The sequence below is a fragment of the Rhizobium sp. NLR16a genome, assembly GCF_017948245.1.
GTDB lineage: Bacteria > Pseudomonadota > Alphaproteobacteria > Rhizobiales > Rhizobiaceae > Rhizobium.
The window spans coordinates 706263-721050 of the sequence record NZ_CP072865.1 but is presented as its reverse complement, the minus strand read 5'-3'; the positions used below and the strand labels follow the sequence as shown (position 1 = coordinate 721050).

Annotated in this window: 13 protein-coding genes and 1 pseudogene; 9 read left to right on the top strand and 5 right to left on the bottom strand. The window is 62.0% G+C overall.

Going from position 1 to position 14788, the window contains the following annotated elements; genetic code table 11:
• Positions 1-60 precede the first annotated feature (60 nt).
• Positions 61-876 (top strand): xanthine dehydrogenase accessory protein XdhC, encoded by an 816-nt coding sequence (xdhC, locus tag J7U39_RS03265; protein ID WP_210630366.1) that lies wholly within the window; start codon positions 61-63, stop codon positions 874-876.
• Here xdhC and J7U39_RS03260 read toward each other — a convergent pair.
• On the bottom strand, positions 852-1046 hold the full coding sequence (locus J7U39_RS03260; protein ID WP_210630365.1) for a hypothetical protein: 195 nt from the start codon (positions 1044-1046) through the stop codon (positions 852-854). The two genes, xdhC and J7U39_RS03260, sit on opposite strands and share 25 nt — an antisense overlap.
• 101 nt (positions 1047-1147) lie before the next feature.
• Here J7U39_RS03260 and J7U39_RS03255 point away from each other — a divergent pair, with 101 nt between their 5' ends.
• Complete coding sequence (locus J7U39_RS03255; protein ID WP_210630364.1) at positions 1148-2044, top strand: LysR substrate-binding domain-containing protein; 897 nt, start codon at positions 1148-1150, stop codon at positions 2042-2044.
• Positions 2045-2098: 54 nt separating this feature from the next.
• Here J7U39_RS03255 and J7U39_RS03250 read toward each other — a convergent pair whose 3' ends face one another.
• Complete coding sequence (locus J7U39_RS03250) at positions 2099-2431, bottom strand: hypothetical protein (protein WP_011426364.1); 333 nt, start codon at positions 2429-2431, stop codon at positions 2099-2101.
• 351 nt (positions 2432-2782) lie between these two features.
• On the opposite strand from J7U39_RS03250, the gene J7U39_RS03245 reads away from it, so the two are divergent.
• The 3 genes from J7U39_RS03245 to J7U39_RS03235 all read left to right on the top strand — a co-directional run bounded on the left by J7U39_RS03245 (position 2783) and on the right by J7U39_RS03235 (position 6592).
• The gene (locus tag J7U39_RS03245; RefSeq protein WP_210630363.1) at positions 2783-4021 is read left to right on the top strand and encodes a urate hydroxylase PuuD; all 1239 of its coding nucleotides are present in this window, start codon (positions 2783-2785) and stop codon (positions 4019-4021) included.
• Entirely contained in the window at positions 4018-5325 is a 1308-nt protein-coding gene (guaD, locus tag J7U39_RS03240; RefSeq protein WP_210630362.1) for a guanine deaminase, read from the top strand. The genes J7U39_RS03245 and guaD overlap by 4 nt, the downstream gene beginning before the upstream one ends.
• Positions 5326-5449: 124 nt before the next feature.
• Entirely contained in the window at positions 5450-6592 is a 1143-nt protein-coding gene (locus J7U39_RS03235; protein WP_210630361.1) for an alpha-hydroxy acid oxidase, read from the top strand.
• A gap of 69 nt (positions 6593-6661) precedes the next feature.
• On the opposite strand, the gene J7U39_RS03230 is transcribed toward J7U39_RS03235, so the two are convergent.
• From J7U39_RS03230 to J7U39_RS03220, 3 genes are read right to left on the bottom strand one after another with little or no spacing between them, the layout of a single operon-like run.
• The gene (locus tag J7U39_RS03230; RefSeq protein WP_210630360.1) at positions 6662-7102 is read right to left on the bottom strand and encodes a hypothetical protein; all 441 of its coding nucleotides are present in this window, start codon (positions 7100-7102) and stop codon (positions 6662-6664) included.
• The gene (locus J7U39_RS03225; protein WP_210630359.1) at positions 7099-8427 is read right to left on the bottom strand and encodes a phosphatase PAP2/dual specificity phosphatase family protein; all 1329 of its coding nucleotides are present in this window, start codon (positions 8425-8427) and stop codon (positions 7099-7101) included. The genes J7U39_RS03230 and J7U39_RS03225 overlap by 4 nt, the downstream gene beginning before the upstream one ends.
• 11 nt (positions 8428-8438) lie before the next feature.
• Positions 8439-10223, bottom strand: a complete 1785-nt coding sequence (locus tag J7U39_RS03220) for a bifunctional alpha/beta hydrolase/class I SAM-dependent methyltransferase (RefSeq protein WP_210630358.1) — start codon at positions 10221-10223, stop codon at positions 8439-8441.
• 197 nt (positions 10224-10420) lie between these two features.
• Between J7U39_RS03220 and J7U39_RS03215 the strand changes: the two genes are divergently transcribed.
• The 4 genes and pseudogenes from J7U39_RS03215 to J7U39_RS03200 all read left to right on the top strand — a co-directional run bounded on the left by J7U39_RS03215 (position 10421) and on the right by J7U39_RS03200 (position 14769).
• Positions 10421-11032: a CDP-alcohol phosphatidyltransferase family protein gene (locus tag J7U39_RS03215; RefSeq protein WP_210630357.1), complete on the top strand. Its 612-nt coding sequence runs from the start codon at positions 10421-10423 to the stop codon at positions 11030-11032.
• A 169-nt stretch (positions 11033-11201) separates the two neighbouring features.
• On the top strand, positions 11202-12353 hold the full coding sequence (locus tag J7U39_RS03210) for a PspA/IM30 family protein (RefSeq protein ID WP_210630356.1): 1152 nt from the start codon (positions 11202-11204) through the stop codon (positions 12351-12353).
• Between the two features lie 5 nt (positions 12354-12358).
• Positions 12359-13006 (top strand): annotated as a pseudogene (locus J7U39_RS03205) (OB-fold-containig protein).
• Positions 13003-14769, top strand: coding sequence for a flotillin domain-containing protein (locus J7U39_RS03200; RefSeq protein ID WP_210630355.1), 1767 nt, complete (start codon positions 13003-13005; stop codon positions 14767-14769). Before J7U39_RS03205 ends, J7U39_RS03200 begins: the two are co-directional and overlap by 4 nt.
• Positions 14770-14788 lie beyond the last annotated feature (19 nt).

Below are 14788 nucleotides of genomic sequence, written 5' to 3'. Positions count from 1 at the left end.
CCCTCTGTCCTGCCGGACAGAGGGGGGGACCGCAGCCACATACCCATCGGTTGCCTTGCCATGAAGGACCTCCCCACCTTCCTCGCCGCCCACCCCGAGAGCGTCCTGGTCGACATCACCGGCACGCAAGGCTCCACTCCGCGCGAGGCCGGCGCTTTCATGCTTGTTTCGGCGAACGCCCTCTGGGGCACGATCGGTGGCGGGCAGTTCGAGTTCATGGCAATCGCAAAAGCGCGCGAGATTCTGGCTGGAACCGGCGGAACGGCCATCATGGACATCCCGCTCGGCCCCGAAATCGGCCAATGCTGCGGCGGGCGCACGCAACTGCGGTTTCGGCGGTTGACGCAAGCGCTGACGGATGAGCTCAAGGCAAGGCTTGCAGGCGAGATTGAGCGCCTGCCGGAGGTTTTTCTCTTTGGCGCCGGCCATGTCGGCCGGGCGCTGGCGGCAGCCCTTGCGCCGCTGCCGCTGTCGGTGACGGTCGTCGAAACGAGACAGCAAGAGCTTGCCAACCTGCCGGATGAAATCAAGGCCCGGCTCGTGCCAATGCCGGAAGCGTTGGTGAAAGATATTTCCGCCGGCGGCGCGGTCGTCATCCTGACCCATGACCACGCGCTGGATTTCCTCATCGCTCGCGAGGCGCTTGCGAGAACCGACCTCGCCTATACCGGCATGATCGGCTCCGCCACCAAGCGCGCCACCCTCGCAAGCTGGCTTTCACGCGAAGGCGACGGCGAGCACGGCTGGATGGAGCGGCTGACGCTGCCGATCGGCGGCTCGACGGTCAGGGACAAGCGCCCCGAAGTGATCGCCGCCATGACCGCTGCCGAGATCCTGACGGCGCTTGCGGCCTACCGCATGCGCTCGTCCTCATAATAGGGATCGCGCCCGTCGAGGAAACCGAGATCGCGCTTAACCCGATCGGGCGCGGCCGTAAGATCGAGGCGCGGCAAGCGGTGGAAACTGGCCATGAGCCAGCCGGCAAGACGTAGGAAAACACTGCTGTTCCGTTGCGGCTGGCTCTCTTCGATAGCATGGCAATCCATGACGTCACCTCATCAGATTGATGGTATGAGTTGCAGTCTGCCGCGAAAAATGGTGCAATTCCAATCGAACGATCGTCTGCCTGCATCAAGAGAACTTATCCATGAAACTTTCGAAGCAATTTCCGCTGAATGCGCTGCGCGTCTTCGAAGCCGCCGCCCGGCTTGGCAGCTTCACCAAGGCGGGTGACGAGCTCGGAATGACGCAGACGGCCGTCAGCTACCAGATCAAGCTCCTGGAGGATAATGTCGGCGAGCCGCTCTTCCTGCGTCGCCCACGCCAGATCGCGCTGACGGAGACCGGTGTACGGCTGGCCCCGAAGGTGACCGAAGCCTTCGCCATGCTGCATGACGCGATGGCGACGGCGCGCGACAGCGTCGAAGGCACGCTCGCCATCAGCTCGACCCATACCTTCGCGTCGAAATGGCTGGCGCCGCGCCTCGGCTCCTTCCATTTGAAGCATCCGGCGATCGCGGTTCGGTTTCAGGCGACCTCCGACATCATCGACTTCGGCCGCGAGCAGATCGACGTCGGCATCCGCTGGGGCGACGGTAACTGGCCGGGGCTCGCGCTGCACCGGTTGATGGGCCTGGAGTTCACGCCGATGCTGAGCCCCAAGCTGGCGGAATCGGCAGGGGGCATCAAAGAGCCGCGCGATCTGCTGAAATTCGATCTCTTCGATGCCGGCGACATCTGGTGGAAACAATGGTTCGAGGCTGCCGGCGTCACCGATACGGATCTCGATCGACGCCCGCGCAACCAGCTGGGCTCGCAGGCGATGGAAGCCGACGCGGCGATGGCCGGCCACGGCATCGCCATCCTTCACCCTGCCTTCTATGAGGCCGAAATCGCGCTCGGCCGGCTCTACCAGCCCTTCGATCTAACCCGCAGCGACGGCAAGGCCTACTGGCTCGCCTATCCCGAAAATCGCCGCAACGTACCGAAGATCAAGGCCTTCCGCAATTGGATCCTGGAGGAGATGAACGCCGCCGGAACCTGACCCGACAAACGCATCAGGGCCAATCAACCTGAACAGGGCTTAGTAGGTTCGGCTTCAAAATCCCATTTCCGGCGCGTAGAAGCAGCGCGGCGTGTTCTCGTTGGGGAACAGACAGAGGTGATAATCACCATCGCCGGACTGCATCGCCTTCGTCATCGGCAGCAGAAAGACGTGAGCATGCGTGACCAGCCGGTGGTCGCCCGGCATCAATGTCACACGATATCCGTTTGGTGTCACCGCGACGCTTTTGGACGGAATCATCTGGCAATCGCCATTATGACTGTCGCCATTGCAACAATAGGGGTCATAACTCCACCCCGAAGGTGCGTCGTGAGCCATCGCCAACGATGCGTATGCCATCATTACACACGTCAGAATGCTGCGCATGGGCATCTCTCCGTCGATGAATGCGCCGCCGATCTCCAACGGTTCTTGTTATTTCATGCCGGCGGCCTGCAAACCTAACTGTATCCGCTCATCATAGTTTCAAGATCCGCCAATTTTAGCAGATCCAATATGAGACAGTAATAATGCATGGCCTTCTCGGCAGCTTTTAGGCACGAGGGTAACAGATCGGCTGTGCGTCCGCGATTGGCGACCTCGGCAACATCGCTGGCGACTGGCGTGACCCGCGACGCTCGCCATGTTGCAAAGGGCATGTGCGGTTCATCATTCTCCTCTTCCCTCCCCGGCAAATTTTCCGCAATGTCACGAGTCGGAGGAAGATAGGGGAACTCGATGTATGAATATGCCATAGCATGGGAATGGCTCGCCTTCGCGGCGCGCTGGTTCCATGTCGTTACCGCGATCGCCTGGATCGGATCGTCCTTCTATTTCATCGCGCTCGATCTCGGACTGGTGAAACGCCCGCATCTGCCGCCCGGCGCCTATGGCGAGGAATGGCAGGTTCATGGCGGCGGCTTCTATCATATCCAGAAATATCTGGTGGCGCCCGCTCAGATGCCTGAGCATCTGACCTGGTTCAAATATGAGAGCTATTTCACCTGGATCTCGGGCTTCCTGATGCTCTGCATCGTCTATTATGGCGGTGCCGACCTTTTTCTCATCGATCGCCACGTCCTTGATATCACGCCGACGGTCGCAATCCTGATCTCGTTGGCGTCACTGGCCTTCGGCTGGGTCGTCTACGATCTGCTGTGCAAATCCCCGCTTGGCCGGGATACCTGGGGTCTTATGGCAGTGCTCTATGTCGTGCTCGTCTTCATGGCCTGGGGTTATACGCAGCTTTTCACCGGCCGCGCCGCCTTCCTGCATCTCGGTGCCTTCACTGCGACCATCATGTCGGCCAACGTCTTCATGATCATCATTCCGAACCAGAAGATCGTCGTCGCCGATCTCATCGCCGGGCGCACGCCCGATCCGAAATACGGTCAAATTGCCAAGCAGCGTTCGCTGCACAACAACTATCTGACGCTGCCCGTCATTTTCTTCATGCTGTCGAACCATTATCCGCTGGCCTTCGGTACGGCGTTCAACTGGGTGATTGCGGCGCTCGTCTTCCTGATGGGCGTCACCATCCGCCACTGGTTCAACACCACCCATGCGAGGAAAGGCCGCCCGACCTGGACCTGGATCGTCACCGTCGTCCTCTTCATCCTGATCATGTGGCTTTCGACCGCGCCAAAGCTGTTGACCGGCGATGCGGATACGGCGGCGGTCGCCCCCGCCTTCCGGCACTTCGCCGGCGATCCGCATTTTCCTGCCGTCAAGCAGCTGGTCTCGACGCGCTGTTCCATGTGCCATGCCGCCGAGCCCGCCTATGAAGGCATCGTGCGGCCACCGAAAGGCGTGATGCTCGAAAACGACGCGGAAATTGCCGCCCATGCCCGGGAAATCTATATACAGGCAGGCCGCAGCCATGCCATGCCACCCGGCAACGTGACCGATATTACGCCGGACGAACGCAGGCTGCTCGTCGCCTGGTTCGAAAGCGCAGTCGAAGGCAAAAAACAATGACGTCGACACTTCTTCGCGGCCGCCTCCTCTCTTTCCATCGCGCGCCCCTGAGTCTCGCCGACAGCCAGAGTTATCTCTACGAGGAAGACGGCGGCCTGCTGATCGAGGACGGGCTGATCGCCGCTGTCGGCCCCTATGCCGAGATCAAGGCGAAAGCCGCCGAAGGCACGGCCGAGATCGATCACCGCCCGCATCTGATCCTCCCCGGCTTCATCGACATGCACCTGCATTTTCCGCAAATGCAGGTGATCGCCTCCTATGCCGCCAACCTGCTCGAATGGCTGAACACCTACACTTTCCCCGAGGAATGCCGCTTCGTCGAAAGCGCGCATGCCGAAAGGATTGCCACACATTTCTACGACGAGTTGATCCGCCACGGCACGACGACGGCGGTCGCCTACTGCTCCGTGCACAAGACCTCGGCCGACGCCTTCTTCGCCGAGGCGATGAAGCGCAATATGCGCATGGTTGGCGGCAAGGTGATGATGGACCGCAACGCCCCCCAGGGCCTGCTCGACACGCCCGAGATGGGTTATGACGAGACCCGCCAGGTGATAGCGGACTGGCACGGCAAGGGCCGCAACCACGTCGCCATCACCCCGCGTTTCGCCATCACCTCGACGCCGGCGCAGATGGAAGCGACAGCAGCGCTCGCCCGCGAATTTCCCGACCTGCACATTCAGACGCATCTGTCGGAAAACCACGACGAGATCAAATTCACCTGCGAGCTCTATCCCGAGGCGATCGACTATACCGACATTTACGCCCGCTATGGTCTGCTCGGGCGGAAGAGTCTCTTCGGCCACGCCATCCACCTGTCCGAACGCGAGGCCGATGTCATGAGCGAGGCCGGCGCCGTCGCCGTTCACTGCCCGACCTCCAACCTTTTCCTCGGCTCCGGCCTCTTTCCATTGAAGGCCTTGGCGCGACGCGAAAAGCCGGTCCGCATCGGTGTCGCAACCGATATCGGCGGCGGCTCCAGCTATTCGATGCTGAAAACAATGGACGAGGCCTATAAGATCCAGCAGTTGCTTGGTGAACGGCTGAACCCGCTGGAAAGCTACTACCTGATGACCCGCGGCAATGCCGAGGCGCTGTCGCTCGCTGGCCGGATCGGCACGCTGGACCCTGGCACCGAAGCCGACCTCGTCGTCCTCGACGCGGCCGCGACGCCGGCCATGGCGCTGAAGATGGAAACGGTAAAGACCCTGCCCGAGGAACTCTTCCTGCTTCAGACGATGGGCGACGACAGAGCGATCGCCGAGACCTACGTTTCCGGCATTGCCTTGAAAACAGGGCTTTGACGATATCGGTTCCCGCCAACAAGGTACAGTGAAGACCGTCTGGGGCGGCCGTTTCCCGTAACGCTCCTTTTGGGATTCATGTTATGGGCGATGGTCGCATTTATACGTGTAGAAGGTTCGATTCATGGCCACTCCGCTCACCATTGACGATCTGAAAAAACTCGCGCAGCGCCGCGTGCCGAAAATGTTCTTCGACTATGCGGATTCGGGCGCCTGGACGGAATCCACCTATCGGGCGAATGAAAGCGATTTCGGCGACATCAAGCTGCGCCAGCGCGTGCTGGTCGACATGAGCGACCGCACGCTCGAAACGACGATGATCGGCCAGAAAGTGTCCATGCCGGTGGCGCTCGCGCCGACCGGCATGACCGGGATGCAGCATGCCGACGGCGAGATGCTGGCCGCGCGCGCAGCGGAAGAATTCGGCGTTCCCTTCACGCTCTCGACGATGAGCATCTGCTCGATCGAGGACGTCGCCTCAGTGACGACGCGTCCCTTCTGGTTCCAGCTCTACGTGATGAGAGACAAGGATTTCGTCCTCGACCTCATCCGTCGCGCCAAGGCCGCGAAATGCTCGGCGCTGGTGCTGACCGCCGACCTGCAGATCCTCGGCCAGCGCCACAAGGACCTGCGCAACGGTCTCTCGGCCCCGCCGAAATTGACCGCGAAACATCTCTGGCAGATGGCAACCCGGCCCCTCTGGTGCCTTGATATGCTGAAGACGAAGCGCCGATATTTCGGCAATATCGTCGGCCATGCAAAGAATGTCGCCAATGTCGCCTCGGTGCCGACATTTGCGCACGAGCAGTTCGACACGCGGCTGTCCTGGTCGGATGTCGCCTGGATCAAGGAACAATGGGGCGGCCCGCTGATCATCAAGGGCATACTCGATCCGGAGGATGCGAAGGCCGCAGCCGACACCGGCGCCGATGCGATCATCGTCTCCAATCACGGCGGCCGCCAGCTTGATGGCGCCCCCTCCTCGATCAGCATGCTGCCGAAGATCGTCGATGCCGTCGGCGACCGCATCGAAGTCCATCTCGATGGCGGCATCCGCTCCGGCCAGGACGTCTTGAAGGCCGTGGCGCTTGGCGCCAAGGGTACCTATATCGGCCGCCCCTTTCTTTACGGGCTCGGCGCCATGGGAAAGGAAGGCGTCACCCTGGCGCTCAACATCATCCGCAAGGAAATGGACATCACCATGGCGCTCTGCGGCAAGCGCGACATCAACGACATAGACTCGTCGATCATATCAGGGCGGCAATGACCTGCTCTGATTGCGCGGGCGAGGCCGGCCAGACGTGCTGGCGAGCCTCTCAATCACCTGCCGTGCCATTCAGCATAGCGGCTGGCCATCGGCGGCATTGAACAGAAGGATCGCGAAAATCACGAGATAGATGGCGAGCGCAAAACGCTGCCGCCAGATGATGCGGCGCGATCCAGCAATCCGCCGCTCGAGGCCACGCGCGGCCCCGTCAAACTTGCGAAGCTGCATCCGGGACAGCACGTCGTCGACGGCGGCGAGAGCGGCGGCCTCTGTCTCGTGGCTCGACGCGAGGCGGAACAACAGCGCATCGAAAAGGAGATGGATCGCCAGCGCAAGGACGATCCCGCAGAAAACGAGCATCAAGAGCCAGCCGAGCCCGGGAGCGAAGCCTCGATATCCCCCGAGGATCGGGCCGGCGGTCAGCGGCAACAGCGCCGTCAGCCCGCAGACGATCGAATTGCGGCCGAGACTTCGCGCCGCCGCCGAGGCCGTGGCATTCCACTGCGTCATTGCAAGCCCTCCGTCACGGCATGAATGCTTTCCAAGGGCAGATGAACCCGCCGCCCCGCCCGTTCGATCAGCCGCAGCGCTTCGGCTGGATTTTCACAACGTCGGCTGATGAGCAGCCAACGCACGATGACGCCGGCGCTCCGCTGGAAACCGAGCGCACAGCAGACAAGAACCGGTCCCTGGTGGCGGGCAACCTCGATAAGGTCCGCCGCGGCAAGCGTCTGGATCTTGTCGAGGCCTATGAGATCAAGGGTGGGAAAGCTGCACCATTGCGTTGACGTCCCGCTCGGGCGCTGAAGTTCGCCGGTAAGATCGATCACCGTGGCAAAACGGTCGGCCTCGTGGCGACGCGGAAAACGGCCGAGATGGACGCCATCGGCGATCGCCACGGATGCCGGCATTCTGCGTGTCCAGAGCCAAACGTTGATGAGAGCGCCGAGCCGGTAGGGCGCCAGTAGCCAGCGACTGGTAAGTGCGGCTCGACCATCGGCACGTTTCAGAAATATCTGCGGGCCGGCGCCGAGATATCCGACTGCGACGATCGCCAGCGCAACGGCCGGCCAGAGCAACAGAAGCGCTGCAGGCGATAGAGGAGTAAAGAGTGCTGCGATGCCGAGAAATGCCAGGGCACCGCACAGATAATAAGTGCCGAGACGGCGCGACTTCGGATCGCCGCTCAACGCAAAATCGGCAAGAGGGGAACGGGCATCGCGCGGGAAAAGCCAGGTGGCAAAAAGGCCAAGCAGCACGCCGGTCGGTATGTCGATGACGTGATGCTGCCACGTCGTCAGCACGGAGGCACCGATGAGGAAGCACCAGACATGCCAGGCAAGCCGCGCCCTCCGCGGCAGCCGGCCGCGCAGATGGTCCCAGATCACCACCAGCAGCGCGATATGCAGCGACGGCGCCTGGTTGAACGGCTTATCGAAGCCGCCGAGGACGGCGAACATGAAACCAGGCAGGCCGCTCGTTGCCGGCCGCACGAAGATCGCTTCGAGCGGAAACACGATAAAGCAGGCGACCGCGATCAACTGGATCGTCAGATAACGCCTCGCCAGCATATCCACATCGCGCGGCGTCGTGTTGATGAACAGGCAGAGCCCGTAGAACAGGTTGATCGACCAATATGGAATGATCGTCCATCCGAGAAACGGAATGGCGCTTTCCCATGTGAAGGCGATGTTCGGCACATCAGCGCGTTGCGACGCCAGCCAGTTGGCGCCGCCATAGGTCAGATAGAAGAACGGCGCCAGGAAGGCGAGCCAGAGTGCGGCCCGCTTCAGGACCGGCGCTGTCCGGGAAAGAGGAGAACGTGCCTGCTCCAACGGCTTTGCCCTCAAACTCTCTCCGCCAGCGAGACGGTGAAAATGCCCCACTGGTCGATGCGCTGTTCGATCTTGCGGAAACCGGCGGCGGCGACCAGCTGGTCCATTTCTTCTTGCGTCCGCCGCCGCATCACCCACGCCTGGCCGCCGCGGTGGGAGGTGAGCGCGCGGGCGATCATCTCCAGTTGCGGATGCCATGGCTGGTTGGTGTAGATGAGCAGGCCACCGGGCTGAATCGCGCGGGCGATCCCATCGAGCGAAGCGGCGATCATCGCATTGTCGGAAAACAGCTCGTAAAGGCCGGAGACGATCGCGAGATCCGGAGCCGGCGTGATTGCAGCCAGCCCCTCGCCGTCAAAGGCGTCCTGCTGGCGGAAGCTCACGAAATCACCCAGTCCACGCGCGGCGATGCTGTTGCGGCCGGCCTCGACGTTGATGGGGGAATAATCCTGCAGCCGCACGCTATCGGGACGCACGACAGCCGTCTCGATGGCATCGAGGACATAACGGCCGTGCCCGGCCGCGATGTCGAGCATGTGGGTGCTCCGGCCGGCTGCCTTCAGGCGCTGCAGCCCCAGGTCGATCAGTTCCTGCAAGTGCAGCTTGCGCTGCCTGATGCCGCGCCAGCCGATCGCCTCGAGGAACACCTTGTCGATTAATCGCCCGCCGGGACCGAGCCCGCGCGGCTCGTTCTCGTAAACGTAATCGAGCGTCGAGCCGGAATCGAAACCGGTCTTCACCCCGGTCTTTATGCCTTCGGACACCAGCGCGCCGAGCCTGATGTTGAGACGACTGAGCGCCCAGTAGATGCCGCGCGGGGATGTGGCCTCCAGAGGGCTCGCGAGCCGGTCGGCCTCGTCCTTGGTATAGCCCTGGACATGGGCTGTGCGAAGGTCGGCAGGCGCCCGAGGCTCGGCGAAACGCGCATCGATGAAATGGCGGATCTCGGCGAGCGCAATCGCGCGGTCCTTTTCGCCAAGCGTGTCATGGTAGAAGCCGGCGAGCACATGCCGTTCCTTGATGCGGCTGCCGAGGTTTTCGTAAAACCGGTGCTGCGGCGCATGCCGCACCACCCAGTCGCTGCCGGAAATCAGCAACTGGGTCGGAACGGTGATGGCGCGGGCGTCGTCGACGACGCGGGCTGCCGCCTCATAGAGTTGCAACAGAATGTTGGAGGCAATCGGCCTAGATATCAATGGGTCGGCTTCAAAGGAGGCGATGCGCTCGGGATCATGCGTCAGAAACCTCGCCTTGACATAGGAATTGACGAAGAACGTTCCCTTGAGCTTTTCCCGGAGCGCAATGCCTTCCCTGGCAAACGGCACGTAAAGCTTGACGCTGAAGGCCGGCGAGGCCAGCACCAGCGCACGGATCGGCGGCGCATAGTCGTGCACCCAGGTGCTGGCCAGCACCGCGCCGACGCTCTGCGCAATGACGGCGATGTTTTCGACAGCAGTGCCGCTGGTCTCGCTGACATGACGGACGAAGCAATCGAGATCACGCGCCGAGGCGGCAAAGGATGGCGAATAACCGCGCTCTCCCGGCGAACGCCCGTGGCCGCGTGCGTCCCAGGCGTAGAAGGCAAAATCATCGAGGCCGAGTTCGGTGGCGAGATGGGCGACCCGGCCGCTGTGCTCGTGGCCGCGATGGAGAAGAATGATCGCGCCCTTCGCTACAGCGCCGGTCGCAGGCCATGTCCGATAAAACAGTCGGGTGCCGTCATGCGAGACAAATTCGGATTCACGCACTGGTCTGGCCGTCAAGGCCGGTTGCACGCTATCGGCAGTTTGCAGCATGATCTTCTCCAATTCTGATTGATGGATGAGTTGCAACCATTAGCGGCAACAGTGATTTGCTTTTATTGCAAAAGTCTAGCTGCAAATGTAAGTCCTTGAGAAGATCGACATGGAATGGGACTTTCCTCACAAGTACGACGATCTGCACGTCCGAGCCGATAGACTATGATCATGCCACGAAATTCCACTGAGGTAGCATGTCCGTTTACCAATTGAAGTCCCGATTTCAGGATATTCTCCGCCCTCTGGTGCGCTCCCTGGCGGCACGAGGCGTCACCGCCAATCAGGTGACCTCGGTTGCTGCCGCCATCTCGGTTGCACTTGGCCTTTTTCTGAGCGTCGCCCCGCTTCCGCATTGGTTTCTCTTGGTGCCTGTATGGTTTCTGCTGCGCATGGGCCTCAATGCCATTGACGGCATGCTGGCGCGCGAACATGGGCAGACGAGCATTTTGGGCGCCTATCTCAACGAGATCGGGGACGTCGTGTCGGATGCCGCCCTTTATTTGCCGTTTGCGCTCATCGATCCGAACGATCTGATGCCGGTCATGGCTGTCATATTCCTCTCGGCGCTGACGGAAGTTGCCGGCATCCTCGGTCAAACGGTCGGCGCAAGCCGGCGTTACGACGGGCCGCTGGGCAAGAGCGACCGTGCGGTGCTGTTCGGCGCGCTCGGCATCTTTATCGCGGTTGGAGGTACATTTGCAGCGTGGACCTCGTGGCTTTGGGCAGTTGTGGCTCTGCTTCTCGTATGGACCACCATCAACCGTATCCGCGCCGGTATTCGTGAGGCGCAAACGGCCGCCGGATAGGAAGCGGAGCCGATCGGGCGCTGGTCCTTGCATCGGCAAGCTATTCCGGAAACTATGTCGAACGCTGTTTCTTTCGAGTTGCTTGGCACGTGCTCCTTCCAAACCTCCCTCCGTTAAAACCAGGTTGTATTTTCAGCGCAACCTCTTGAAAGCACAAAAGCGGTGCTTTATGTTTTATGCTATGGCAAACATAGGTAAGACATCTCACCCATCGCTGCTGCGCTACACACTGGCGCCGGATCATCAGGCCCGGCAGGCGCTTGACGACACCATTGCCGCCTATCGCAGGATGATCGACATCCTCACTGAGATCATCGACGACAAGGCGGGCGCCAATCTCGTCGTCCTGCATGAGCTTGCCTATGAAACCGTTCGCGACCAGACGGGCCTGCCGGCACGGCTGGTCACACTCGGCCTTCGCGATTTCGCCGCCAATCGCGGCGTGATCGCCGATCCGCCGCAGCTGCCGCTCGACGACAAGCTCTTCGCCATCAAAGGCCCTGCGGACCTGACGATCGCCACCGTGCACGGACGCGTTGCCGTACCCTTCGACGTCGCAGGTTATTCCAGGGGATGGGAGAGTATTTTTCCGGCCTATCTTGTTGCCGGCCACAATCATTACGAGATTCACATCGGCGTCACGCCGAATTCCGCTCGGATGGAGGAAAACATGGCGAATGAAGGCATTCTTTCACGCATGGGTCGCCTGATCGCGGGCATCGCGAATGCAGCGGTCGACAAGGCGGAAGGCGTCAACAAGATCGCCGTTATCGAACAGGCAATCCGCGAGATCGATGCGGCGGCGGACGAGGCCCGCACCGACCTCGGCAAGGCGCGCGCCGAGGAATACCGTATCCAGAGCCGCAGGGACGAAATCGTCGAGGACATGAATGCGCTCGATGAAAAGATCCGCCTCGCCGTCTCCTCCGGGCGCGACGATCTCGCAAAGGCCGGCGTCGCCCGCCAGATCGATCTGGAATCCCAGATCGCCGCGCTCGACAAGGCGCTGGCCGATGCCAGCGAGCAGGTGGACGACGGCCAGAAAGCCCTGCAGGCTGTGCTTGCAACGCGCCGCGAGGCCGACGCCCGCCTTGCCGATTTCAAGCGTAGCATCGCCCAGCATCCCGAACAGGCCGCGGCCGGGCACGGCAGGCCCACGCCGGGCGCGGGTGCGGCCCGCGCCGCCGCCGCGGTCTCGCGGCTGACCGGCGTTCCATCAGACGAGCATATCCATAGTTCCGAACTGGACGAACTCGACCGGCTGCACCGCGAACAGGCAATCGAGGCGCGCCTCGCGCGCTTCAAGGCGGATAACCGGTAACGCCGATGGCACTTCTCTTCGCCCCCGAATGTGCTCCCTTCGCCATCGCCGCCGCCGTGCTCGCAGGCCTGACCGCAATCGAAATGCTTGCGACCGTCATGGGTTTTTCGATCATGGAATTTCTGGGAAAACCGGATTTCCATGGCCATGACGGGCTTTCGGGCTATCTGTCCTGGCTCAATGTCGGCGGCGTTCCCCTGCTCATCCTCATCATGCTGGCGCTCGGCTTCTTCGCCATGACGGGCTTTGCCATACAGGCCGTCGCCAACGCCTTCTAGGCCCCGCTTCCTGCCGCCGTCGCCGCCATTCCCGCCATCCTGGTCACGGCTCCCATGGTCAGGGCATCGAGCAGGACCGTGGCGCGGATCGTGCCGCACGACGAGACCTATGCCGTCGATCTCGACGCGCTGATCGGCCGGACCGCCGAAGTATCGCTCGGCCCGCTCGACCAGGGACTGCCCGGACGCGTCCGCGTCAAGGACCAGCATGGAAACTGGCACGTGCTGAGAGCCAAGGCCGCCAGAGACCAAGGCCCTCTCAAGGTCGGCACCGAGGTTCTCCTCGTCGATCGCAAGGCAGATGTATTTATCGCCATTCCCGCACTGGCGGATCCCGCTGCAGCGGATAATCAATCTTTCAGGGAGCAGCCATGATGTATGACATTATTCTACCGGCCGGCATCGGCATCGTTCTGATCTTCGGCATCGGTTTTGTCCTCGCCTCTCTCTATACGCGCTCCAGCCGCGACGAGGCCTATGTGCGCACCGGTCTCGGCGGCCAGAAGGTCGTGCTCGACGGCGGTTCAGTCGTTCTGCCGATCTTCCACTCGATCGCCCGGGTGAACCTGAAGACGCTGCGCCTCGAAGTCCGCCGCGGCGAAGGCGATGCGCTGATCACCAAGGACCGCATGCGCGTCGATATCGGCGCCGAATTCTACGTCCGCGTCAAACCCGACGGCTCCTCGATCGCGCTGGCCGCCCAGACGCTTGGCAGCCGCACCAACGACGCCGAGGCGCTCCGCATCCTCATCGAAGCGAAATTCGTCGATGGCCTTCGCTCGGTGGCGGCGACCATGAACCTCGACGCGCTGCAGGAGCAGCGCATGGATTTCGTCAAGGCGGTGCAGGAAGCCGTCGGCGCCGACCTCCAGTCGAACGGTCTCGAGCTGGAATCTGTGTCGCTCACCCGCCTCGATCAAACGGACATCAAGCATTTCAACGCCAACAACTTCTTCGACGCCCAAGGTCTGGCGGCGCTGACCCGCATCACCGAGGGCCGCAAGAAGGAGCGAAACGAAATCGTTCGCGATACCGAAGTCGCCATTGCCCAGAAGGATCTGGAAGCCCGCCAGCAGTCGCTGGCGATCGAACGGACGAAGCGCGAAGCCGAGCTCAACCAGGAACGCGACATCGCCAACAAATCCGCCGCGACCCGCGCCGAAACCGCACAGCAGGAACAGGCGGCCAAACGCGCCGAGGAGGAGGCCCGCATCGCCTCCGAACAGGCGATCGCCGAGCGCGAGGCAGCCGCCAAGCAGGCCCGCGAAAGCGCAAACATCGATGCCGCCCGCGCCGTCCAGCAGCGCGATACCGAAGCCAAGCGCGACCTTCAGATCGTCGCCCAGGAAAGCGCCATCGCCGTTGCCAACAAGAGCCGCGAGGAATCCGAGGCGAAGGCCACTGCCGAAATGGCCCGCGCCCGCGCCATCGCGGCAGAGGAAAAGGTCGGCACCGCCAAGGCCATCGAAATCGCCGAGCGCGAAAAGCAGATCGCCGTGATCGACGCGCGCAAGACTGCCGAAACCGAAGCCACCGCCGTCACCGTCGGCGCCGAAGCCGAGAAACAGGCCGCGATCGACCAGGCGGAAGCCATCAAGACGCTTGCGACCGCCGAAGCGGATGCGGCGATCATCAAGGCCAAGGGCATTCTCGAAACCGGCCGGGCTCAGGCTGAAAGCGAAGCCCTGCTCAACGAAGCCCGCAACAAGCTCAGCCAGACCATCATCGAGTTCGAGATCACTCGCGAGCGTATCCGCATCATTCCCGAGGCACTCGCCGAGGCGGTCAAGCCGATCGAGAAGATCTCCGACATCAGGATCTTCGACACCGGCGGCATGCTCGGCCGCGGAAACGGCGCGAACGGTGAAAGCGGCATTGGTCTCGGCGATGGGCTGGCCGGCCAGTTGCTCTCCTATCAGGCCAACAAGCCGATCCTCGACAAATTGTTGAAGGAGGCCGGCTTCGACGGCGACAATGCCATTTCATCCCTGCTTGGAAAGCTTGATGGCGCAAAACCGGTAATTTCAGCCGCGGCTCCTGCAAAACAGGCAACCCCGCCTGCCACGCCAGTAACGCCTGTGGCACCGGCCGCGGCTCCTGCACAGACGATCGCCCCTCAGGCGCCGGAGAAGGATTGATCAGAGCGCAGACAGGTCC

Excerpts from the sequence above, each read along its gene's own strand:
- xdhC (WP_210630366.1), top strand. The coding sequence starts at position 61 with ATGAAGGACCTCCCCACCTTCCTCGCCGCCCACCCCGAGAGCGTCCTG.
- J7U39_RS03260 (WP_210630365.1), bottom strand. The coding sequence starts at position 1,046 with ATGGATTGCCATGCTATCGAAGAGAGCCAGCCGCAACGGAACAGCAGT.
- J7U39_RS03255 (WP_210630364.1), top strand. The coding sequence starts at position 1,148 with ATGAAACTTTCGAAGCAATTTCCGCTGAATGCGCTGCGCGTCTTCGAA.
- J7U39_RS03250 (WP_011426364.1), bottom strand. The coding sequence starts at position 2,431 with ATGCGCAGCATTCTGACGTGTGTAATGATGGCATACGCATCGTTGGCG.
- J7U39_RS03245 (WP_210630363.1), top strand. The coding sequence starts at position 2,783 with ATGTATGAATATGCCATAGCATGGGAATGGCTCGCCTTCGCGGCGCGC.
- guaD (WP_210630362.1), top strand. The coding sequence starts at position 4,018 with ATGACGTCGACACTTCTTCGCGGCCGCCTCCTCTCTTTCCATCGCGCG.
- J7U39_RS03235 (WP_210630361.1), top strand. The coding sequence starts at position 5,450 with ATGGCCACTCCGCTCACCATTGACGATCTGAAAAAACTCGCGCAGCGC.
- J7U39_RS03230 (WP_210630360.1), bottom strand. The coding sequence starts at position 7,102 with ATGACGCAGTGGAATGCCACGGCCTCGGCGGCGGCGCGAAGTCTCGGC.
- J7U39_RS03220 (WP_210630358.1), bottom strand. The coding sequence starts at position 10,223 with ATGCTGCAAACTGCCGATAGCGTGCAACCGGCCTTGACGGCCAGACCA.
- J7U39_RS03215 (WP_210630357.1), top strand. The coding sequence starts at position 10,421 with ATGTCCGTTTACCAATTGAAGTCCCGATTTCAGGATATTCTCCGCCCT.
- J7U39_RS03210 (WP_210630356.1), top strand. The coding sequence starts at position 11,202 with ATGTTTTATGCTATGGCAAACATAGGTAAGACATCTCACCCATCGCTG.
- J7U39_RS03200 (WP_210630355.1), top strand. The coding sequence starts at position 13,003 with ATGATGTATGACATTATTCTACCGGCCGGCATCGGCATCGTTCTGATC.